The organism is Enterococcus sp. HY326 (assembly GCF_026157065.1).
Lineage (GTDB): Bacteria > Bacillota > Bacilli > Lactobacillales > Enterococcaceae > HY326.
In genome coordinates this window covers 493,631-516,873 of sequence record NZ_JANLGQ010000003.1, presented here as the reverse complement: position 1 = coordinate 516,873, position 23,243 = coordinate 493,631, and the positions used below count along the sequence as shown (strand labels likewise).

General features: G+C 40.1%; 21 protein-coding genes. 10 read left to right on the top strand and 11 right to left on the bottom strand.

Annotation, left to right across the window (positions count from 1 at the left end):
• Positions 1 to 106: 106 nt before the first annotated feature.
• From ORH16_RS10260 to ORH16_RS10235, 6 genes are all read left to right on the top strand, one after another.
• Entirely contained in the window at positions 107 to 1,426 is a 1,320-nt protein-coding gene (locus ORH16_RS10260) for a tyrosine-type recombinase/integrase (protein ID WP_265458590.1), read from the top strand.
• Positions 1,427 to 1,940: 514 nt separating this feature from the next.
• Positions 1,941 to 2,477, top strand: a complete 537-nt coding sequence (locus ORH16_RS10255) for a GNAT family N-acetyltransferase (RefSeq protein ID WP_265458588.1) — start codon at positions 1,941 to 1,943, stop codon at positions 2,475 to 2,477.
• 134 nt (positions 2,478 to 2,611) lie between these two features.
• Positions 2,612 to 3,271 (top strand): response regulator transcription factor, encoded by a 660-nt coding sequence (locus ORH16_RS10250; protein ID WP_265458586.1) that lies wholly within the window; start codon positions 2,612 to 2,614, stop codon positions 3,269 to 3,271.
• 88 nt (positions 3,272 to 3,359) lie between these two features.
• On the top strand, positions 3,360 to 4,262 hold the full coding sequence (locus tag ORH16_RS10245) for an ABC transporter ATP-binding protein (protein ID WP_265458584.1): 903 nt from the start codon (positions 3,360 to 3,362) through the stop codon (positions 4,260 to 4,262).
• Complete coding sequence (locus ORH16_RS10240; protein WP_265458582.1) at positions 4,262 to 5,005, top strand: hypothetical protein; 744 nt, start codon at positions 4,262 to 4,264, stop codon at positions 5,003 to 5,005. Before ORH16_RS10245 ends, ORH16_RS10240 begins: the two co-directional genes overlap by 1 nt.
• A gap of 21 nt (positions 5,006 to 5,026) precedes the next feature.
• The gene (locus ORH16_RS10235; protein ID WP_265458581.1) at positions 5,027 to 5,926 is read left to right on the top strand and encodes a sensor histidine kinase; all 900 of its coding nucleotides are present in this window, start codon (positions 5,027 to 5,029) and stop codon (positions 5,924 to 5,926) included.
• Between the two features lie 144 nt (positions 5,927 to 6,070).
• Here the strand turns inward: ORH16_RS10235 and ORH16_RS10230 are convergent, their stop codons facing one another.
• From ORH16_RS10230 to ORH16_RS10195, 8 genes are all read right to left on the bottom strand, one after another.
• Positions 6,071 to 7,672, bottom strand: a complete 1,602-nt coding sequence (locus ORH16_RS10230) for a CTP synthase (RefSeq protein ID WP_265458579.1) — start codon at positions 7,670 to 7,672, stop codon at positions 6,071 to 6,073.
• A gap of 214 nt (positions 7,673 to 7,886) precedes the next feature.
• Complete coding sequence (ald, locus tag ORH16_RS10225) at positions 7,887 to 8,999, bottom strand: alanine dehydrogenase (RefSeq protein WP_265458577.1); 1,113 nt, start codon at positions 8,997 to 8,999, stop codon at positions 7,887 to 7,889.
• 264 nt (positions 9,000 to 9,263) lie between these two features.
• On the bottom strand, positions 9,264 to 10,604 hold the full coding sequence (gene glnA / locus ORH16_RS10220; protein WP_265458576.1) for a type I glutamate--ammonia ligase: 1,341 nt from the start codon (positions 10,602 to 10,604) through the stop codon (positions 9,264 to 9,266).
• Between the two features lie 47 nt (positions 10,605 to 10,651).
• A complete protein-coding gene (locus ORH16_RS10215) occupies positions 10,652 to 11,032 on the bottom strand; it encodes a MerR family transcriptional regulator (protein WP_265458574.1) in 381 nt (126 codons plus the stop codon).
• Positions 11,033 to 11,259: 227 nt separating this feature from the next.
• Positions 11,260 to 12,498 (bottom strand): GTPase HflX, encoded by a 1,239-nt coding sequence (hflX, locus tag ORH16_RS10210; RefSeq protein WP_265458572.1) that lies wholly within the window; start codon positions 12,496 to 12,498, stop codon positions 11,260 to 11,262.
• A gap of 1 nt (position 12,499) precedes the next feature.
• The gene (gene miaA / locus ORH16_RS10205; RefSeq protein WP_265458570.1) at positions 12,500 to 13,435 is read right to left on the bottom strand and encodes a tRNA (adenosine(37)-N6)-dimethylallyltransferase MiaA; all 936 of its coding nucleotides are present in this window, start codon (positions 13,433 to 13,435) and stop codon (positions 12,500 to 12,502) included.
• On the bottom strand, positions 13,428 to 14,210 hold the full coding sequence (locus ORH16_RS10200; RefSeq protein ID WP_265458568.1) for a glycerophosphodiester phosphodiesterase family protein: 783 nt from the start codon (positions 14,208 to 14,210) through the stop codon (positions 13,428 to 13,430). Before ORH16_RS10200 ends, miaA begins: the two co-directional genes overlap by 8 nt.
• Positions 14,211 to 14,406: 196 nt before the next feature.
• Positions 14,407 to 14,928: a hypothetical protein gene (locus tag ORH16_RS10195; RefSeq protein WP_265458762.1), complete on the bottom strand. Its 522-nt coding sequence runs from the start codon at positions 14,926 to 14,928 to the stop codon at positions 14,407 to 14,409.
• 207 nt (positions 14,929 to 15,135) lie between these two features.
• Here ORH16_RS10195 and clpP point away from each other — a divergent pair, with 207 nt between their 5' ends.
• A complete protein-coding gene (gene clpP / locus ORH16_RS10190; RefSeq protein WP_265458566.1) occupies positions 15,136 to 15,729 on the top strand; it encodes an ATP-dependent Clp endopeptidase proteolytic subunit ClpP in 594 nt (197 codons plus the stop codon).
• 57 nt (positions 15,730 to 15,786) lie between these two features.
• Here the strand turns inward: clpP and ORH16_RS10185 are convergent, their stop codons facing one another.
• From ORH16_RS10185 to ORH16_RS10175, 3 genes are all read right to left on the bottom strand, one after another.
• Positions 15,787 to 16,272, bottom strand: coding sequence for a gamma carbonic anhydrase family protein (locus ORH16_RS10185; protein ID WP_265458564.1), 486 nt, complete (start codon positions 16,270 to 16,272; stop codon positions 15,787 to 15,789).
• Between the two features lie 96 nt (positions 16,273 to 16,368).
• Positions 16,369 to 18,135 (bottom strand): ABC transporter ATP-binding protein, encoded by a 1,767-nt coding sequence (locus tag ORH16_RS10180; RefSeq protein ID WP_265458562.1) that lies wholly within the window; start codon positions 18,133 to 18,135, stop codon positions 16,369 to 16,371.
• A complete protein-coding gene (locus ORH16_RS10175) occupies positions 18,132 to 19,862 on the bottom strand; it encodes an ABC transporter ATP-binding protein (RefSeq protein ID WP_265458560.1) in 1,731 nt (576 codons plus the stop codon). Before ORH16_RS10175 ends, ORH16_RS10180 begins: the two co-directional genes overlap by 4 nt.
• A 560-nt stretch (positions 19,863 to 20,422) precedes the next feature.
• On the opposite strand from ORH16_RS10175, the gene ORH16_RS10170 reads away from it, so the two are divergent.
• From ORH16_RS10170 to ORH16_RS10160, 3 genes are all read left to right on the top strand, one after another.
• Positions 20,423 to 20,635, top strand: a complete 213-nt coding sequence (locus tag ORH16_RS10170; protein ID WP_265458558.1) for a DNA-directed RNA polymerase subunit epsilon — start codon at positions 20,423 to 20,425, stop codon at positions 20,633 to 20,635.
• A 1-nt stretch (position 20,636) separates the two neighbouring features.
• Positions 20,637 to 22,313, top strand: coding sequence for a ribonuclease J1 (rnjA, locus tag ORH16_RS10165; protein ID WP_265458557.1), 1,677 nt, complete (start codon positions 20,637 to 20,639; stop codon positions 22,311 to 22,313).
• A 227-nt stretch (positions 22,314 to 22,540) separates the two neighbouring features.
• Complete coding sequence (locus tag ORH16_RS10160; protein ID WP_265458555.1) at positions 22,541 to 23,077, top strand: TetR/AcrR family transcriptional regulator; 537 nt, start codon at positions 22,541 to 22,543, stop codon at positions 23,075 to 23,077.
• Positions 23,078 to 23,243: the final 166 nt, after the last annotated feature.

Here is a 23,243-nt window from a genome sequence, read left to right as displayed (position 1 = left end):
CTTCCCACCTACTTTAAAATTAAATACCACCACAGTGGTATTTCTCTCTTTTTTTAGTATACTACAGTGGTAGTTTGAGCTAAAATAAAGAAAAGAGGTGTTGAAAATGGCTAAAAAAACTGCAAAGCCGATTTGGGGCGATAAAACCAACGGTATCTATGATAAAAACGGAAAATATCAACTTAAAGTACGTATAGTTAATCATAATAGAATTAAACCACTTTTTGCTAAACAAAAAAGTATTAAAGCAAACAGTTTAGACGAAGCCATAAAAGGATGGAAGCAATTTAAAAAAGAGGTTCAGAAGCTATATGATGAAGAAGAAGTAAGGTTAACAACTCGCCAAGAGATAGTAAATGAACAATACTTGAATGAAAATGCAGATGATGATTTAAAGCAACTCACTTTTTATGAATTGGTATATTATAATTCGATAAATGAAAGAGGACTGATTTGGGATAACTACCCTTTGAACGGGGACAAGTCCTACTCTTCCAACTCAATTGCAAATCATAAGTCGCAGCTAAAATTGATATGTGCGAACGAGTACGCAGATTTTCATTCGAAGCGGGTAATTGATATTGATACTAAAGATGTACAGGAACTATTTAGTAAAATAAAAAACAGAGGAGTCTCTGTTGCGACAATGCAAAAATACAGAGGTTCTTTAAACATTGCTTTTAAAGCATTAGAAACTACTATCCCTTTGAGAAAAGCTGGAACCAATCCGATGCCAAATATTAAAGTTGGTAGTCCGCCGAAGAAAAAGGAAAATAAAACAAGTTTAAATGTTAAAACTGAATATGGACCGGTTAAGAAGTTGCTGTTTAAACAACTCTATGAGAGTGATGAAATTAGTTCAAGAGAAGCTCTATTTTTCTTATTTGCTTTAATATCTGCAATGCGAAGAAGTGAGATTGTAGCATTAACATGGGAAGATATTGATTTTGAAAACAAAATTATTCATATCAATGGAACATTAACAAAAAATGCAATAACGTATGAAATAGAATTTAAATCTGAGACCAAAAGCGGAAATCAACGTGATACTATTATGAGTAGTGAATTAGTTGAAGGGTTAAAATATTTTAAAGAAAAATATGGCAATGATACTTTATGGAGAGACACTAATGGTAAGGCACATAACCTAATTTTTAATTATGACGAAGGACGAGCTTACACACCCGAAAACTTCACAAGAGCTTGGGGTGAATTAAGAAATAAATTGAAGGCAGATGGAATTATTCAAAATCAGACTACGTTACATGATTTAAGAGCAACTGCTATCACCTATCTCTTGTTAATTAAAAAAATAGATGTTGAAGTCGTGGCAAAAATTGTTGGTCATGAAGATATTAGCATTACGTTAAATGTGTATGCAAATACACCTAAGGAATTAGTTTATGAAGCTGCTATAGATTATTAAAAAAAGCGATATATAGACATCCACTTTTTACGGTGGATGTTCATTTTTGTCTAAACCTCTCTATAATAACGTTTATAAGACCAAAAAATTATCCTTTTCTTATGCTTTTAATGTTAACTTTTTGAAGATATGCAAAAAGTCTACACAAAAGTTGACATTTTTGAACACTTTTAGATACTTGACTTTTCATAAAAACATTGATATAACGGGTTTAATAACACTGAAACAAAATGTAAACCTCATCCATGGTAGGATGAGGTCGACGGTTCGAGCCCGTCAAGTGGCTTTTTCAAGACAACGTTTAAATAGCGTTGTCTTTTTTGTTTGCTCCGGTTAAACTATAAGATAATTCAAAAGCAGTCACCTCTACAATGCAGTTCGTTTTTTTCTCATAAAAAGACTAAACAAAAATTATAATAATTTTGCTAAAAGCAACTTACTAAAGTGAAAGACCAAAACACATTAAAAGTTGCTCACCAGACAAATACTATATCATTATCTTAGGAGGTCCTCCATGACAATAACCTATCACCTTATCCCGCCAACAATTTCTTTAGAAAAAGAAATTCTAGCTTATAAAAATGAATTCCCAGCTTCTGCTGAAGGCATCGCTGGGACTTCTTATCTGTCCTTTGCCACTAGCATTTCTGATTGGCTGGCAGATTTAAAAAAATTTGAAAGCAAAGAAACTATTCCAGATAATTTAGTGCCGGGCTTTGAATATCTTTTAGTTGCTGAGCATTCAACAAAAATTTTAGGTATGTTAAATCTGCGAACGGAATTAAACGCTACTTTGGAAAAGTTCGGTGGTCATATTGGTTACTCGATTGCACCTTCTGAAAGGGGTAAAGGTCTGGGAAAAGAAATTCTGCGCTTAGGTTTAGAAAAAGCCCGTGAATTGAATCTAGAAAAAGTTTTACTAGTTTGCAATGAAACAAATCTGCCCTCTCAAAAAATTATTGAAGCAAATGGTGGCCGATTTGAAAATTCTATCCTCGATCCAGAGGATAATCAACGGGTACTCAGATACTGGATTTCAATAGAACAGTAAGGTCTTGCGTTTTTGCAGGGCTTTTTTATTAGCCATAATTTTTCTTGATAGTCGTAGCTTTATAAAAGCTGGCTATTCCCCTTTCAATCATCATCTTTTATACTTAACTCAATAGTCTTAAAACGGAGGCCGTCATGAAAAAAATTTTACTTGTGGAAGACGACAATGGCATCAATAAATTGTTAACTATTTTATTAAAGGATACTTATCAAGTGGTAAGTGCTTTTTCTGGCACTGAAGGCTTGTTGCTGCTTAATCAGCAGAGATTTGATTTGGTCTTACTTGATTTGATGCTGCCAGGACTCAGTGGTGAGGAATTATTGGAGCAATTGCCACCGCAACAGCCGGTCATCATTATCTCTGCAAAAAAAGAAGTCAGTGACAAGGTGAAACTGCTTAAATTAGGTGCAGATGATTATATTACGAAGCCCTTTGACCAAGCAGAGGTTTTAGCTCGGATTGAAGTGCAGCTGCGAAAAAGTCAGCCTGTCAGTCAAAATAATCAATTGACTTGGCGGCAGCTGACCCTTTTGAAAGAAAAGCATCAGGCCTTTATTGAAGAACAGCTGCTGCAATTAACCAATGCCGAATTTGATATTTTGGCTTTATTGATGGCTCACCCTGAGGAAGTCTTTTCAAAGGGAAAAATTTACGAGGCTATCTGGCAGGGAACCTATTACGGCGATGACAACACCATCAGCGTTCACGTCTCTAATTTAAGAAAAAAAATTGCCCAAGTAACCTCTGAGGAATACCTTAAAACCATTTGGGGAATTGGTTTTATGCTCGTCTGATTGGCTTTATGATTTCTTTATGATTTGCTTAAATTATATTAAAAGGGCATCCCTTATAGTAAATGTATCAAGTAAAGGGAGTGAAAAAATGAAGATTATTCAGACACAACATCTCAGCAAAGTTTACAAAAACGGTTCGGGGATTACCGATATTAACTTCACTTTAGAACAAGGTGAAATCTGTGGTCTCATCGGCAAAAACGGTGCCGGCAAATCCACCCTGTTCAAATGTTTAGCGGGGCGCACAGCAGCGACTGAGGGTAGCTTTCAATTATTTGAAAGTAGCAATCTGACCGGTAAACGCCATAAAATGAGTTTTTTAATTGAAACCCCAGCCTTTTTTGATGATTTTACAGCTACCCAAAATCTCGAATATTTTCGCCGGCAGCGGGGCATCACCAATCAAAATCGTGTGGCGGAAGTGATTGAAATTGTCGGGCTTAGCGATGCCCGCAAGAAAATTTTTGCAGAATATTCTCTGGGGATGCAACAGCGCCTAGGAATTGCCTTAGCCCTTTTAGCGAGTCCTGATTGTCTCGTGTTGGATGAACCAATTAACGGCTTGGATGCCCAAGGAATTAATGACTTTCGCCGTTTGTTAAAACGGCTGAATCAAGAACAACAAATTACGATTTTGATTTCCAGTCACATTTTGGCGGAGTTAGAATTGCTAGCCAATCGTTTTGTCTTTTTGCATCAAGGGAAACTGGTGGAGGATCTATCACAAGCTGACTTGCTGACAAAAACCCGAAAATCTTTACAGCTTCAGGTGGATAATCCTAGCCAAGCGGTCCAAATTTTAGAACGCAGTTATTCCGATATCCGCTACCAGGTGTTGCCGGATAATTGGCTGGTTTTAGAAAATCATTTAGAAGAAAGCGGCACAATCAACCGTTTACTGAGCCAAGGAAACATCACAGTCGAGGAAATGCATAAAAGTGGCGGCTCTTTAGAGGATTATTTTTTGGATTTAGTGGAGGAGGAAAAATGATGAATTATTTAACTAGCGATATCTATCGACTTTTGAGAACCCGTAATTTCTATGTGGTCAGCGGCATTTGTCTTGGATTGATTGCTGCAGCCGGCTTGACGGTTTCCTTTTTTGCTAACAGCGATCCTAATTTTCCTTATGGAACCAATGCTTTTCTCTATTCCAATGTGTTAGGCTTGAGTGGCTTGGTGATTATTGTCAGCTATCTATTCGCCTTGATGCTGACTAGCCACAACCACGAAATTATCGGTCAGTCAATTTCTTTTGGCACTCAGCGGAAAATCATTTTTTGGAGCAAATGGTTGTTAGCTTTAGCTGCCTTTTCGGTCCTCTGTCTTCTAGCAAGCGTGTTGCTTATTGGCTTGGGCAGCAGTCTTCTTGAAGTTCAGCCCCAGGCAAACTCACAGTTTTTGATTTCACTGCTTAACACAGCGCCACTAATTTTAGCTGCTTTTTCCTTCAGCTATGTGCTGAGCTTATTAGCAGTCAGCGATGTTGCCAATTTTATCTTAACCTTGATAGCTTTTGGCGGACTGGGCTCACTATTAGAACGGCTGTTGTCCTTTAATAGCTCTCTGCAAGAAATTGCCGGCTATTTCCCCGACCGCTTAATCGCAGATATTCTTGATGATTATTTAAATGGCAGCGGCCAGTTCAATCCAACTTGCTGGCTGGTGGGCATTACTTTAACTGTTACCACATTAGCAGTAGGCGCTTATAAATTTAAGCGAGTTGATATTTAGTTATAAAAAAGGACGTGACTTATGAGGCTAGCACTGGGCATTGCTATTTTATTCATTCTTTTTCTCCTCAGCCAAAATCTGTTAAGGCGCCGCAATATTCGCCGATTAAATCAGCAGCTGAGGGAAATTCTAGAAAATTTCGGCACCAATGAATTATTGCGGACTAGTTTACCTGATGCCGCAATGAATCGCTTTTCTGAGCAGGTCAATTTATTGATTCAGCGCTACAAACAAGAGCAGCAAAGGATGCAAAAAAATAATGATGCCCTGCGTCAAGAAGTCACCAACCTTTCCCATGATTTGCGCACACCGCTAACCTCAATCAAGGGCTTTACTGAGCTATTGCAGAGGGACTTATCTTCAGCTGAACGGCAAGAATACACTGAGCTAGTCCTGCAAAAAGTTATCAGCCTCAATGAGATGATTGAACAGTTTTATGACCTAGCTAAAATTGAATCTGCGGATATTCAGCTGCATTATCAGGAAATTTCATTGCCACAGTTATTGGCGGAGGCCGTCATGCCCTTTCAACAGGATTTCGAGAAAAGGGGACTGACTATTACTTTAGAGGAAACGAATCTAAATCAAAAATTATTGGTAGATCCCCTCTATACCAAAAGAATTATCACAAATATTTTGCAAAATTGTTTGCGTTATAGCCGCTCCTTTGTCAAAATCAGCGGCACTTTAACGGAGTCAGGACAGTTTAGTTTAACTTTTCAAAATGATACCGATTTTCCCGTACCCGACAGTCAAAAAATTTTCCAGCGCTCTTATTCGGCTGACACCAGCCGCAGTCAAGGGCAAACTGGTTTAGGTCTCTATATTGCCCGACAATTAATGGAGCTGCAGGGAGGGAAAATAGCTGCCGATTACCAGCAGGAAATGTTTAGAATCATCCTGACCTTTGCCAAAAACTAAAAAGTCCTTATCAGAGCTTCGCCGATTGCGGTGAAGTTTGATAAGGGCTTTTTCATCTCAAAAAATTGCCAGCGGACAGGTCCTTTGGTCAATCCGTTTGTCACGGATTAACCAAGGACTCCCATCTACTGGCAATCAGTCTACTTATTGATTTTCAATCGCTGCTCCGACAAACGCCTTGATTAGTTTTTGCGGACGATTTGGCCGAGAGATTAATTCTGGGTGGAATTGGCAACCCACAAAGAATTTTTTATCGGTAAGCTCGACAATTTCAACTAAACGATTGTCTGGTGAAACGCCTGAGAAGGTCATACCGTTATCTTCAAAGATTTGACGGTAGCCGTTGTTAAATTCATAACGGTGGCGATGACGTTCCTGTACAACCTCTTCATTGTCATAAGCGGCAGCTGTTTTGGTATTCTTTTTGACTTTACAAGGATACAATCCAAGGCGTAAAGTCCCCCCAAGATTTTCGATGTTTTCTTGGTCAGCCATTAAGTCAATGATATTGTTGCTGGTATCTGGATTGGTTTCTGTTGAAGCCGCATCAGTTAGACCTAAAACATTGCGGCCAAATTCGACACAGGCCATTTGCATTCCTAAGCAAATGCCTAAGAATGGAATATCATTTTCCCGTGCATAGCGAATGGCTTCGATTTTTCCTTCAACACCCCGGTCACCAAAGCCACCAGGTACTAAAATTCCATCGGCATCCTTCAATGTTTCTGCAACATTTTCAGCATTAATATCTTGGGCTTTAATCCATTGCAAATCAATGTCTGCATCATACGCAAAGCCAGAATGCTTTAAGGCTTCCACAACAGAAAGATAGGCATCTGGTAATTCAACATATTTGCCGACTAAAGCAATTTTTACCGTTTTCTTCAAGTTTAGCACACGTTTTTCCAGTTCCCGCCACTCCGTCATGTCAGCCTGTGGTGCGTCTAATTTCAGATGGTCACAGACAATCTGATCCATATTTTGCGCTTGCAATGCTAGCGGAATAGAATATAAAGTTTCCACATCACGGGATTCAATCACGGCTTCTGGCGCCACATCACAAAATTGAGCTAATTTATTTTTAACATCTTGAGAAACCGGCTGTTCTGTCCGCACGACTAAAATATTCGGTTGAATTCCCAAGCCCCGTAGTTCCTTAACGCTGTGTTGCGTTGGTTTAGTTTTCATCTCACCGGCAGCTTTTAAATAAGGAATCAATGTTGTGTGGATATACATAACATTATCTGAACCGACATCGGCCTTCATTTGACGCAGTGCTTCTAAAAATGGCAGCGATTCAATATCGCCGACAGTCCCGCCGACTTCAGTGATAATCACGTCTGAATCAGTCATCTTAGCAGCCCGCATGATTTTTTCTTTGATTTCATTGGTGATATGGGGAATGACTTGGACAGTTGCGCCTAAGTATTCTCCTTTGCGTTCTTTGCGCAGGACTTCTGAATAAATTTTTCCTGTGGTAACATTAGAATATTTGTTTAAATTAATATCAATAAACCGTTCATAGTGACCTAAATCTAGGTCCGTCTCCGCACCATCATCTGTTACAAAAACTTCTCCATGCTGATAAGGACTCATGGTCCCGGGATCGACATTGATATAAGGATCAAATTTTTGAATTGTCACCTTGAGCCCGCGATTTTTTAACAAGCGGCCGAGTGATGCTGCGACAATTCCTTTTCCGATTGATGAAACAACGCCGCCTGTAACAAAGATGTATTTGGTCATAAGTAGTAATGCTCCTCTTCTTTTCTTTGGTAGGAAAATTTATTAAAAATAGAAAAGCTCCCCATTCAAATGAACAGGGAGCGTGAATTCAAAATAAATCTTGACCTCTTTAAAGGTGCCCAAACAGTATAATACAAGGTTGGTTTTCGAAAGTCAAGCAGGGATTTAAACTGCTAATCTTTTGTTAAGAATTTTTCTTGCAGGATATACTGAGTTAAAGCAACTCTAGCAAATTATATTTCGCCAAATTTAAATCATCAGCAATCGCTGCAACTGTTAGTTTTCCTTGCCATAAATTGACTCCTTTTTGCAGAGCTAAATCTTCTTTTAGTAGTGTTTCTAAAGGCTGATTGGCTAAACGTAAAACGTAAGGCAAAGTTAGATTGCTCAGGGCATAGGTTGCCGTTTGCGGCACAGCCCCCGGCATATTAGCCACTGCATAATGAACCACGCCTTCTTTTGTATAAGTCGGCTGATCATGGGTCGTCACTTCGCTACCGGTTTCAAAAATTCCCCCTTGGTCAATTGTCACATCGACAATTACAGAAGCATTCTCCATACCGGCCACCATTTCTTTCGAAACCAAGGTCGGTGCTTTGTGATTAGGAATTAACACCGCACCAATCACTAAATCTGCCCGCTTTAAAGCCGAAGTCAAATTCGTTTGATTAGAAACTAAGGTTTGAATTCGCTGATTGAAATTATTTTCTAAAGCCTTTAGCCGTTTGATATTGACATCTAAAATCGTAACCTCAGCACCGAGACCTAAAGCAATCTGAGCCGCATTTTCGCCGACAACACCGCCGCCGATGATGACAACTCGACCTTTTCTGACACCAGGAACACCGGCTAATAAAATCCCTTTGCCGCCGTTAACTTTTTCTAAATAATAGGCACCAATTTGTGCTGCCATTCTGCCAGCAATCTCACTCATTGGTGTTAGAAGCGGCAAGGCACCATCTGCTAATTCGACACTTTCATAGGCGATGGCCGTGACTTTCTTTTCAATCAAAGCCTCTGTTAACTGCTGATTGGCCGCTAAATGCAAATAGGTGAACAGCAATAAATCTTCCCGAAAAAAAGCGTACTCGGCGGGAACAGGCTCCTTCACTTTGACGACCATCTCCGCTGACCAAGCCGTTTGACCGTCGGGAACAATTTTGGCTCCTGCTTTTTGATAGTCCTCATCGGTAATACCAGAAGCCAGCCCGGCATTGGTTTCGACTAATACCTCATGACCTTGGTGCACCAATTCATAGACTGCAGAAGGCGGCAGCGACACACGGTTTTCGTTGTTCTTAATTTCCTTGGGAATGCCAATAATCATTTCTCCTTCACCTCTTCATGTCAGTTTTAAACGCAAAATTCAAAGCGCTTACCATCTTTCTTCTATTATAATATATTTTTTATTTGTCAAAAGAAAAATGAGAACTTTGCTATCAGAAATTAGCAGATGATTTTCTTTTTCTTTTTTGCCAGTACAGTAGGCTAAATTTATTTTTTATCATTAGACAGTTGACACAAGTTCGGCTTTTGATGCCACAAAAAAACCGTTAGGAAACGATACCCTTCCTAACGGTTAAACTAGTGTTTAATACAATTCTAAGTATTGGTCAACTTCCCATTCAGAAACGGTTTGACGGAAGCTAGCCCATTCTAAACGTTTAGCTTCGATAAAGTTGTTAGCAATATGTTCGCCTAAAGCATCTAGAACAACTGGATCTTTTCGTAATGCTTTAACAGCATTGTGTAAAGTTGAAGGCAGGTCAGAAATTTGTGCGGCTTCTCTTTCTTTTTCGTCCATCACATAGATATTGCGGTCAACTGCTGGTGGCGGCGTTAATTCTCGTTTGATTCCATCTAAACCGGATTGCAATAATACAGCTAAAGCCATGTAAGGGTTAGCCGCTGGATCAACGGAACGCAATTCTAAACGAGTGGATAAACCACGAGATTCAGGCACCCGCACTAGTGGTGAACGGTTGCGACCAGACCAAGCAACATAAACTGGTGCTTCATAACCCGGTACTAAACGTTTGTATGAGTTAACAGTTGGGTTACATACTGCAGTGAAGGCCCGCGCATGTTCCAATAAACCGCCTAAGAAATGGTATGCAGTTTGGCTCAATTGCATTGGACCATTTTCATCAAAGAAGGCATTGCCATCTTTTGTAAATAAAGACATGTTACAGTGCATACCTGATCCATTAATCCCGAATAATGGTTTTGGCATGAAGGTTGCGTGCAAACCGTGTTTGCGAGCAATTGTTTTTACAACTAATTTGAAGGTTTGGATATTATCACATGCTTCTACTGCATCAGCATATTTAAAATCAATTTCGTGTTGTCCTGGAGCAACTTCGTGGTGAGAGGCCTCCATTTCAAAGCCAAGGCTTTCTAATTCTAAAACGATATCACGACGGCAATTTTCTCCTAAGTCAGTTGGCGCAAAGTCAAAGTAGCCACCTTTGTCATTAAGGTCCATTGTAATTTCGCCGTCTTTATCTAACTTGAATAAGAAAAATTCTGGTTCAGGTCCTAAGTTAAAGGAAGTGAAACCTAACTCATGCATGTCAGTTAATGCCCGTTTTAAATTACCCCGAGGGTCGCCTGCAAATGGAGTACCATCTGGATTGTAAATGTCACAGATTAAGCGTGCAACTTTTCCGTGATCACTTTCCCAAGGGAAAATCATCCAAGTGCTTAAATCTGGGAATAAGTACATGTCGCTTTCTTCAATCCGCACAAAGCCTTCAATTGAAGAACCATCAAACATCATTTTATTTTCTAGAACTTTATCTAATTGGCTGACTGGAACTTCCACGTTTTTAATTGTTCCCATAATGTCAGTGAACATCAGGCGCAAGAAGCGCACGTTTTCTTCTTCAACAATTCGTTTAATGTCGGCTGCAGTATAATCTTTTTTTGGCATAATATCCCTTCCTTGTACTTCATTTTTTTTATTTCCACAAACGGGTCTTAAAATCTGGGACCTGTTTGAAATGGACTTTGTTGATGCATGTTCCCTTGAGCCAGCATTTCATCATGTAAAATTCTTCTGACGTCATTGTCAGTCAAATGACGCTTGGCTTCTTTGGCTTTCTTTTCTTCGGCGATTTTCATCTCATACACTCGTTTAATGCCGGCCATGTTCAAGCCGTCCGAGAGATAATCTTTAATTTCTAACAACACGTCAATGTCATTTAAAGAATACAGCCGGCGATTGCCTTCGCTCCGCTCTGGATGAATTAAATCTTGCTCCTCGTAATAACGAATCTGTCGTGCAGATAAGTCTGTGAGCTTCATCACTGTACCAATTGGAAAAACAGACATGGAGCGTCGGAGCTCTTTTTCTTGCATGGTGCTACCTCCCGACAATTTTCTCTTGCAACAGGTATATCTTTTTAAGCTGTTTTTAGAATACCAATTTCTTTTTTTGCTGTCAACCCTTTTATGTGACATTTTCTAACATAAAGAAAATTAGTTTTCAGACATCGGATACATCCCCTGTCTGAAAACTAATCAGAAAAAAATAAATAACCTTAAGAAAAAGAGTATTTGTCTTTTTCTTAAGGTTAGCGCATTTTTTAAAATTCTTCCTTCGGCAAGTCCCGTGGTAACCAACGGGAACCTTCTTGGGCAAAACCGCGAACGTTGTAAGTCGAATTAAACTCATCAAATTTTTCATCGACAACTAATGTCTGTCGCTTCAATTCACTTAATTCTTTGCCACTGGAACTAGGCAGGCTGATTTGATATGGCTGCAAAATTTCCATCATCTGCCGGCGGATAGCCTCTGTGACTGTTTCCCGGCCGGTGGAACTTTTCGCAGATATCAACACGCTTGGAAACAAGCTGGGAATAAATTCATTGGGATTAATTTTGTCCGCTTTATTGTAGATGGTCAGCACGGGTTTGCCGGCCATTTTTAAATCCTCCATCAAAGACAAGACCGTGCTTTCTTGCAACAGGCGATCTTGTGAAGAGGCATCCACTACATGTAAAAGTAAATCAACCGTGGCACTCTCCTCTAAGGTAGAGTGGAAGGCATCGACTAATTGCGTCGGTAAATCTTGAATAAAACCAACCGTATCAGTAATGGTCACTTCCATCCCTTGTGGCAGCTTCCATTTCTTTGTCAAAGGATCCAAAGTCGCAAACAATTGGTCTTTGGCGTAAGTTTCCGCACTAGTCAACAAATTCAACACGGTTGACTTGCCGGCATTCGTGTAGCCGATTAAACCAATTTGGAACACTTCATTTTGGCGTTTTTGGCGACTGCGTTCCCGATGCGCTGCCACTTCTTTTAATTCTTTTTTGATAGCAGTAATCTTATTGCGGATATGGCGCCGGTCTGTTTCTAATTTAGTTTCCCCGGGACCTCTCGTACCGATACCGCCGCCTAATCGGGAAAGATTTTTTCCTTGCCCTACAAGCCTTGGCAATAAATAATTCAGCTGAGCCAATTCCACCTGTAGCTTGCCTTCTTTTGAACGGGCCCGCAAGGCAAAAATATCTAAAATCAGCTGGACACGATCAATGACGGGCACGGCGATAACTTCGGCAATATTTTGGCTTTGGCGGGGACTTAATTCGTGATTAAAGATAATTAAATCCGCTTCATGGGCTTCCGCTAATTGCGCTAACTCGGCTAATTTCCCTTTGCCGATAATGCTTTGGGAATCAAATTTCGGCCGTTTTTGAATCAGCGTATAGACAATTTCGCCGTCAGCTGTTTTAGTCAAGCCTTTTAATTCCAGCATCGATTCTGTAAAATTGCGATTGTTTTCCGGTGTCTCCACACCGACTAAGATAACTTTTTCCAACTTACCCTTGCCCTCCTTCAGTCAGCCATTTGGTAGTCAGCTCGATAATTTTCTCTAGAGCTGCAGAATCTTCTAATAAATCAAACCACTGAGCCTGGCTGCGATTACGAAACCAGGTTAATTGTCGTTTTGCGTAGCGGCGGGAATTTTGCTTCACTGCCGCCACGGCATCCGCTAAATTTTCTTCGCCTTTTAAATAGGCAAAAAATTCCTTGTAACCAATGCCCTGTGCTGATTGGTATTCAGGATGCTGGCTCAACAGCTCGGCTTCTTTTAACAAGCCCTGCTCCAGCATTAAATCTACCCGCAGATTTATCCGCTCATAAAGCTTTTTTCTTTGGGTGTCTAGACCAATCATCAAATAATCATACAAAGCTTTTGGTTTTTCTTGGGCGAAAATACTTTTACCGGTCAGCTCAAAAACTTCTAAGGCCCTTATAACCTTGCGGCGATTATTAAAATGAATTTTGGCAGCAGCTTCATGATCCACTGCCGCTAACGTTTCCCAGAGTCTTTGATTGCCAATTTTTTCGGCCAAGGCTTCGTATTTTTCACGAATCCGCTGACTGGCCACCTCAGCAGCCGTTGTCGGAGCGCCTAATTGAAAATCGTAGAGCAGCGCTTGAATATAAAGACCCGTGCCGCCAACTACAATCGGCAGCTTGCCACGTTTGGTAATCTCGCTGATTTTTTGGCGGGCCTTGCGTTGAAAATCGGCGACGGAATAATTTTCAGCCATCGAAATTTCATCAATCAAGTAATGGGAGATGCCCGCCATCTCAGCTTCCGTGACTTTGGCGGTGCCGATATCTAGCCCTTGATAGATTTGCAAGGAATCACCGCTGATAATTTCACCGTCAAATCTTTGGGCCAATTCAATACTGAGAGCCGTTTTACCAACGGCGGTCGGCCCGACAATTACCAAAACTTTATCCATACATTTTTGCCTGTACCTCTCTAGCAAATCGGGGATTATCAGTAAAAATCCCCGCTACCTGATTGGCAAAGCATAATTTTAAATCGGCTTCTTCATTAACAGTCCAAAAACGTTGCGGCTTGGTAATGGTTATTTTTCCAGGTGCTTTTCGCTGTATCCAATTTTTCTTTGGCGCTTCATTTGTAAAAAATTGCTGATGCTTTCTCAGCCAAACAATTTTCGGATGCATCGCCGTTAAAAAACTAGTTTCTTCTGTTAGCAGCACTTTGTCTGTTTCATTACGAAATATATAGGCGTAATTTCCTGCCGGATAAAGCTGAGCCAATTTTTCTAAAGTCGGCAGATAAAAACTAGAAAAAATAATGGGAAAATCCAAGCGATATTCCTGCAATAAATCTAACAAAATCGCTTCGATTCCTTGATAATGAATAATATCTGTTTTTAGTTCTATATTTAAAGTCCCTTGGAAATTTTGGCGAATTAATAACACCAAGACTTCTTTAAAGGTGGGAATTTGCGTCGCCAGCGGATTCTTTGCAAAATGCGCTCCCGCATTGAAGGTTTGTAATTGGGCGGCAGTATAGTCCGCCACAAAACCTTGACCGTTGGTGGTGCGTTCCAAAGTTTCATCATGAATGACCACTAGTTGTTGGTCTTTTGACAGCTGAACATCCAGCTCAAGGCCGTCAGCAAATTCTAACGCCGCTGAAAAAGCCGGTAAAGTATTTTCTGGATACTCACTGCTAAAGCCTCGATGAGCAAAAATTTCAGTCATTTTGCAACCTCCAATCTGTTTTATTTTATCATTGAATGGCCCTTTAAAACAGCCTAATCCTTAAGTTTGTTTTCGCCGCTGATTTATCAATCTTTTATTTTGTTGCAAGTAAAAAAACACCGCCTCTTTCACAAAAGTTAAAGCAGGTGAAGACGGAGCTTTGACAACTTTCGTTAAGAGGGCAGGTGCTTTTTAATTAGGAGACAAAATAACTCAGCGGTTGATTGGAAAGCTGCTTCAAGTAGATTTTTTTCTCCTCCATGATTCTGACTAAATCATCAGAAAAAGTTTCCATTAAAGCCCGACCGCCTTTATAAGTATACCCTCCTAAGCGAACCGTTTCCTCAGGCGACAAAATCACCCGACGATGGGAATTATTTTTAAAAAATTCCTCAACAAGATAGGTTGGCAAATAAAAATTATTTTGCGAGGTGAAGGTTTGCAGAAATACAAAATCATCAATCGTAATGTAATTATCGTCAAAGGAATCAAAGCTGACATAATCCGAGCGAAAGAGATTGCGCTTTTGCAGAATTTCATTGACCTTTTGATTTAATAAATTCAAGGTTTCGATTTCTTTGACAGTGTATTCCAGCTCCCGGCTGCGGCGTTCTTTGCCCTCGTCATATTTGATGCGTAAATTAAAGGCAAAAATTACTAAAATTGCCCCAACTAAAATTCCAAAAAAACCGGCGATTGCCGCAATTAAAATTGTCATGTTTAAATTATCCACTGATTATTCCTCCTGCGTTTTTGAAGACTTGCTGCAGTTTTTATGATAGCATATTCCTGTTCTAAAAAGTATCCAGAAACGGGTTTTATCATTTGACCTTTATTGACCTTTTGGGTATACTAGCATTTAGATACTCGTTCTGCCAACTTTGTGGTAAACTACTTTTGAACGAATCAAAGGAGGACCTTACAAATGAATTTAATTCCTACAGTTATTGAACAATCATCCCGTGGGGAACGTGCTTATGATATTTACTCACGCTTATTAAAAGATCGTATTATTATGTTGAGCGGCCCAATTGATGACAATGTGGCAAATTCAGTGATTGCCCAATTGCTTTTCTTGGACGCACAGGATTCTGAAAAAGATATTTACATCTATATCAATTCTCCTGGCGGTAGCGTCTCAGCCGGCTTGGCCATTTTTGACACGATGAACTTTGTCAAAGCTGACGTGCAGACCATCGTCTTAGGGATGGCAGCATCCATGGGTAGTTTCTTGTTGACAGCTGGTACTAAAGGCAAACGTTTTGCTTTGCCAAATGCTGAAATCATGATTCACCAACCACTTGGTGGAGCTCAAGGACAAGCGACTGAAATCGAAATTGCGGCTCGTCACATCTTAAAAACTCGTGAACGCTTAAATAAAATTTTAGCTGAACGGACTGGTCAGCCACTAGAAGTAATCGAAAAAGATACCGACCGGGACAACTTTATGACAGCCGAAGAAGCTAAAGCTTATGGCTTGATTGATGAAGTTATGGAAAACAGCGGTAAATTGAAATAAACTGTTTAGATTAAATAAAAAGCCTCCTTCGTAAAAATGCGAAGGAGGCTTTTTTTATTAATCCGTAATTTCTTCGTAACGCTGTGCCAGATATTCATAGCCGGCTTCAACGTAATGTTGAGAGTTGGCAAGATTTTTGGCAATTTCTTCTTCAGTTAATTGGCGAATCACTTTGGCTGGTCGGCCGAAAGCTAAGGAATTCGGCGGAATCACAGTTCGTTCTGTCACCAGAGAGCCTGCGCCAATCAAAGAATTTTCACCGATGACAGCATCGTTTAAAATCGTGGTGCCCATCCCAATCAGGGCGCCGTTTTCAACGGTGCAGCCGTGGATAATACAGCTGTGGCCAATCGTCACATCGTCGCCAACAACGACCGGCGAATTAGTATCCACGTGAACGACGGTACCATCTTGCACATTGGTCCGATCACCGATTTTTATCGTATTATAATCGCCGCGAATGACCGCCTGAAACCACACAGTCACCTCATCACCTAGAGTTACTTTTCCAACTACATCAGCACTTTTTGCAATATAGCGCATATTAAACTCCTTTCAGAATAAACGAAATTTTTTTTAAGAACTGCTTATAGTTTACCCTATTTAAAACAAAAAAAGAAGTCCGCAGACTTCTTTTTGCTAGTCGTAATCCCCATCTTCAGCGAATTGACTATTGTATAATTTTTCGTAAAAGCCGCCTTCAGCCAGCAAGCTTTCATGGGTGCCTTTTTCAATAATTTCCCCTTGGTTCATGACTAAAATTAAATCAGCATCGCGAATCGTTGATAGGCGGTGGGCAATTACAAAGCTGGTGCGCCCCTCCATCACTCGATCCATCGCTTTTTGAATCAAAGCCTCCAAACGGGTATCCACTGAAGAAGTTGCTTCATCCAAAATTAAAATTTTCGGATCAGAAACAATTGCCCGGGCAATCGTCAACAATTGTTTTTGCCCTAAAGAGACATTATCCCCCTCTGAGTTAATCATCATTTCGTAACCATCAGGCATCGTACGGATAAAGTGATCGACATTGGCGGTTTTGGCGGCATCGACAACTTCATAATCGGTTGCATCCAATTTACCAAAACGAATATTATCAGCGATGCTGCCGGCATACAGCCAAGCATCTTGTAACACCATCCCGAAAACTGAGCGGACATCGCTACGGTTCATGGCCTTCGTATCAACACCGTCCACTCTAATTGCACCGGAATCAACATCGTAAAAGCGCATCAATAAATTAATCAGCGTCGTTTTACCGGCGCCGGTTGGTCCGACAATCGCTACCGTTTGTCCGGCCTTCACCTCAAAATTTAAATCTTTAATTAAAGGTTTTTTCGGATCATAACTAAAGGCCACATGGTCAAAGACAACATTGCCTTCTAAAGGTTGTGGCAACGGTAAATCGACCTCATTTTGAATTTCCTCTGGTTCATCTAAAATTTCAAAAACCCGATTAGTAGAAGCCGAAGCACTTTGGAGCATTGAAGACAGCTGCGTAATATTCCCCATTGGCTGAGATACTTGCCAAATATATTGGATAAAGGCCTGTAACTGTCCGACTACAATGATGCCGCCAATTACAAAATAACTACCGAGTACAGCCATCCCAATATAAGTTGCGTAGGCCGTTAATTGCACTAAGGGCATCATCAAACCAGAAATAAATGTTGCTCTAAAACCAAAATGCTGCAGGCGACCGTTAACTTTTTTGAAACCTTCTAACGTTTCTTTTTCCCGCCCGTATAATTTTAAGACGCTAAAGCCGGTCATATTCTCCTGAACATACCCATTTAAATCCCCTAAAGCGTTTTGCATGTTTTGAAAATACTTTTGTGAAATTCGAACAATCGTCCGACTGATAAATAACGACGCTGGAATCATAATTATTGAAATCAACGCCATAATCCAGTTGATATAAAACATCATCGCCAACGCCATCACGATACTCAACAAGGCGGAAACAATGTTGATAACAGCCTGCTGCATAGCACCGCTGACAGCATCGACGTCATTAGTGACCCGTGACAAAACATTTCCCTGTTGATGGGTGTCAAAATAAGAAACCGGCAGACGGTTAATTTTTTCGTCGATATCCGTCCGCAAATCCTTCATCGAATTTTGAACGACATTGGCCATCAAAACCCCTGATAATAATTGGGCGATACAATAGACGACACCGATAATCGCAATCCAAATCAAACACATAATTACGTAATCGAAGTCTAGCGGTTCACCAGCTAAAACATTCGCTGTAATCCGTGTAATCGGTAAGCCAGTCACATAAGGCATCAACGCATTAGAAGCTACTGTGACTACAACAAAGAACAAGACTGAATAAAAGGTCATCTTATAAGGTTTTACATAAATCCATAAGCGTTTTAAAGAAGAAAATGATTTTGTCATGCCAATTCCTCCTCTGAAAGCTGGGATGCGGCAATATCATAATAAATACTGCTACTCTTTAATAATTCTTCATGGGTACCTTCGCCGACAACCTTACCTTCATTTAAGACGATAATTTTATCTGCGTGCATGATGGTCCCCACCCGCTGTGCCACAATCAGCACAGTGGATTCTGTTGTTTCTTTTTTCAAACGAGCCCGTAGTTTGGCATCCGTTTGGTAATCCAGAGCCGAGAAACTATCATCGAAGACATAAATTTCCGGCCGACGAATCACGGCCCTAGCAATCGCCAAACGTTGCTTTTGCCCGCCAGAAAAGTTCGAGCCGCCTTCTGATAACTCTTCATCATAGCCTAAAGCTTTTTGGCTAATAAAATCAGAGGCTTGCGCAATATCTGCTGCAGCTTCCATTTCCTCCATGGTTGCATCTTCTTTTCCGTAGCGAAGATTGTCGGCAATTGTGCCGGTAAACAAAATCGCTTTTTGAGGAATGTAACCGATTTTTTGGCGTAAGGCTCGCAAACTATACTCTTCGACATTGACACCATCAATTAAAATTTCTCCCTCAGTGACATCATAAAAGCGAGGAATTAATTGAATCAATGTGGATTTTCCGCTACCGGTACTACCGATAAAGGCGACCGTTTCGCCAGGGCTCGCCGTAAAGCTGACATTGCGAATCACTGGAGATTCTGAATGCCCCGGATAAGCAAAAGTGACATTATTAAATTCGATGTAGCCATGTTTTTCCGTGGTGGTAACTCCAGCGGCATCATCTTTAATCGCCGGATTGGCATCCAAGGCTTCTTGAATCCGTTTAGCGGAAACTGCCGCCCGCGGATACATCATAAAGATGCTGGCAAACATCATAAATGAAAACAAAGCATGGAAAATATATTCAATAAAGGCAATCAAGTCCCCAACTTGGATAGCACCTGAATCAATTTGCACAGCTCCGTTCCAAATGATAATGACCATTACGATATTAAATAGAAAATAAAATCCCGGTTGGGCAACTGCCATCAAGCGGAATAAGCTTTTCGAGCTTTGGGTATATTGGTCATTGACTACTTCAAAGCGATCTTCTTCAAATTTTTCATTGACGAAAGCCCGAACAACCCGCAAGCCGGATAAGTTTTCTCTTAAAATACCATTGATGCTATCAAGATTTTTTTGCTGTTTGGTGGACAATGGTTCAGAAAATTTAGCAATCAATAATACTGAAACCAATAGCACTGGTAGAGCAAGCAGCACGTACATCCCTAAAGAGGCGCTGCTGCGCATGACCATATATAAACTAACGACAAACATCATTGGCGTCATAAACCCAGTCCGCAAAATATTTTGCATAAAGAGCATGATTTGATACGCATCATTTGTTGTTCTGGTAATCAATGATGAGACACCCAGACGTTCATATTCTAAATGTGAATACGTTTGAATTTTAGCAAATAAATCATTGCGAATTTCCTGGACGATATTCGTTGTGATGCGGGCGCTAAAATAGCCCAGTAAAATATTCATCACAATCCCAACCACGACAATGGCAATCATCCACAGGCCTTGGCGTTTGATGTAGTCAAAATCATTATTGGCCATCCCAACATCAATCATTCTCGCTAAAATAGTTGGCAGACCCAACTCAATTAAAATAAAGCCAAACACACAAATGAAATCTCCTAGGAGTAATTTTTTATTGTGCATGGTATACTGCCACATTAATTTCATTCGTTTATTACTCTCCTTTTCAACTTCCAGACGCCCTGTTTGTCATCCCCTTTCTCAAACAGGCCCATCCGCTGATTCAAATTTCCCCAAATGATCCAGAATTTTATTGATCAAATGAAAAAAGTCCGTTTATCCCCACTATACCACACGAATTTTTCAATGGCTATCTTCTTTTGGCTTACTTTCTATACTTCTTTCATTAACTATGATAGAATTAGCCTAACTATTTAACACACTCGGTGAATAAGAAATTCCTACATCAAAGAAAGTAATCCAAGACTTTCCTTTAGTGATTAGCTGGCCCTCATCACTGAAAATAACTCAAATGGATGTGCCATAAGTCGATTGACAAGCTGGCTGTCTGCAAAAATAAAATTTTGCCTTGAGAATCTCAAAAATTCTCTGTTGCTACTTCCCTTTTTTTGCAGGGCTATAAAGCTTAGCCTTTTTTCGGCTTTCGATTCTGTTTTGACTTATGTCACAACGGTTTTGCATGTAGCTTTTTTATTGTGAACTGAAAATTAAAAAATTTGCCAATTTTGGCTGAAGGAGAATATTTTATGATTTACAAAGTTTTTTATCAAGAAAGCAAAGAAAGAAACCCAAAACGAGAAGAAACCCAATCGCTTTACATCGAAGCAGATACAGAAGTCGAAGCTCGTCAACGTGTTGAAGAAAACACCCCATACAATATTGAATTTCTTCAAGGATTAACGGGTAACCATCTCGACTATGAAAAAGAAAATACTGAATTCAAATTGGTGGACTTCTAATATGAAACCTTCCATAAAAAACAACGAGACGGGCGTTTTTGCCATTGGTGGTCTTGGTGAAATTGGGAAGAACACGTATGGGGTACAATTCCAAGATGAAATCATCATTATTGATGCCGGTATTAAATTTCCAGAAGACGATCTATTAGGGATTGATTACGTCATTCCCGATTACAGCTATATCGTTAACAATATTCAAAAAGTCAAAGCCTTAGTCATCACCCACGGCCACGAAGATCATATCGGTGGTGTGCCGTATCTCTTAAAGCAGGCTAATATTCCAATTTATGCTGGCCCTTTAGCACTAGCCTTGATTACCAATAAACTAGATGAACACGGCCTATTGCGGGATGCTGAATTGCATGAAATTAATGAAGACACCATTTTGCGTTTCCGTAAAACGTCGATTAGTTTCTTTAGAACCACCCACAGTATTCCAGATGCCTTGGGTGTTGTCGTTAAAACTCCATCCGGTAATGTCGTAGCAACTGGAGACTTCAAATTTGATTTCACTCCGGTGGGCGAGCCGGCCAATCTTCACAAGATGGCCCGTATCGGTGAAGAAGGCGTCCTCTGCTTACTATCAGATAGTACCAATGCAGAAATTCCGACCTTTACAAAATCAGAAAAAACAATTGGCGCATCTATTTTAAAAATCTTTGAAAAAATTGATGGCCGTATTATTTTTGCCAGCTTCGCCTCCAATATTTTCCGGTTACAACAAGCAGCCGATGCCGCTGTCGCCACCGGCCGTAAAATTGCCGTCTTTGGCCGCAGTATGGAAAATGCGATTGTAAATGGCCAACGCCTCGGCTACATCAATGTCCCCGATGGTACTTTTGTGGAATCCCATGAAATCAATCGGATGCCAGCAAATGAAACAATGATTTTATGTACCGGCTCTCAAGGAGAACCAATGGCGGCTTTAAGTCGAATTGCCAATGGTACCCACCGGCAAATTCAAATTCAACCGGATGATACGGTGATTTTTTCTAGCTCGCCAATTCCTGGTAATACCACGAGTGTTAACCAGCTGATTAATTTATTATCAGAGGCTGGCGCTAACGTAATTCACGGAAAAATTAATAATATTCATACTTCTGGTCACGGTGGCCAAGAGGAACAAAAATTGATGCTGCGCTTAATGAAGCCAAAATATTTTATGCCAGTTCACGGGGAATTTCGGATGTTAAAAATCCATACCCAATTGGCCCAAGATACCGGCGTGCCAGCTGAAAATTGTTTTATCATGGGCAACGGCGATGTGTTAGCTCTGACAGCAGACTCTGCCCGCCAAGCTGGCCATTTTAATGCCAGCGACGTCTATGTTGACGGCAGCGGCATCGGTGATATCGGCAATGTGGTCTTACGGGACCGCCGCATTTTATCTGAAGAAGGCTTAGTCTTAGTAGTAGCGACTATCGATATCGCTAAAAAAGAAATTTTAGCCGGTCCGGATATTTTATCCCGCGGCTTTGTCTACATGCGGGAATCAGGCGATATGATTAATACCGGTCAACGGTTATTATTTAACGCCTTAAGAGAAGCTCTTAAAGAAACAGATTGCACCGAACAAAAATTACGAGATGTTATGACTGAAACAATCCAGCCCTTCTTGTTTGAACAAACAGAACGTCATCCGATGATTCTTTCAATGGTCATGACGCCAGATAATTGAACAACTTTGGAAAAACTGTCACAATCTATGACAGTTTTTCTTTTTTTTACCTTGATTGATAAATCTCATATATATTTCCCATAAAAAAACTGTTAAATTTCATTTAGTGAAGAAAAAAGATTAAATAATGCCAATAAATGTGATAAAATTACTTTAAGAGATAAAAGTCTCTACGTAATGAAAAATTTTGAACGTTTTGGGTGTTGTTGTATCAAAGGAGGTTTAATATGGTCAGAACCAAAAAGATTTATCGGGAGCACTTATTAAACGGTGCTTATCAACTGGTTGTTGCAGAAGGTTTTAAAAATTTTCATGCACGGAATGTCGCTAAACAAATCAAGTGCTCGACGCAGCCAATCTATCGTGAATTTACGAACTTGACAGAGTTCAAGGACAGCCTCTGTGATTTTATCATCGCCAAAATTGAAAATTATTTTAAAAAGAATAGCATTACCTCTTTAGAAGGATTGTCAGCTACCGTTAGCTCCTATGCTAAAAAATATCCAAAAGAATTTCTGCGGTTTTTCGTTGAAGATGCTGAATGCAGCATGCGGGTTGAAGGCTATATCCGTGGCTACTTCAATCAAATTGCCAAGGAACAGCACGACTATGACAGTTTAGAAGAAGATGAGCGCAATGCCATGTTCCAAATGTTTTGGTATTATATTGTCGGCAAAGGTTCGCTAATTGCTTATCAAGATCGCGAAATTCCTGACACCAAGGTTTTCTTAGAAAAAATTGAGACACTTTATATTTTAGAATAGTCGTCTTGCCCAGACACACAATACACGAACCTCAAAATTTATTGCATCCACCCTGTGAGTAGCCGGCTTATTTCACCCTTTGCCGCCTCATTGGCTAGACTAAGACAATTTGAAATAAATGTCTTAGTCTTTTTTCTACTCCTAAAGACTGATGTTAGTTTTTTTT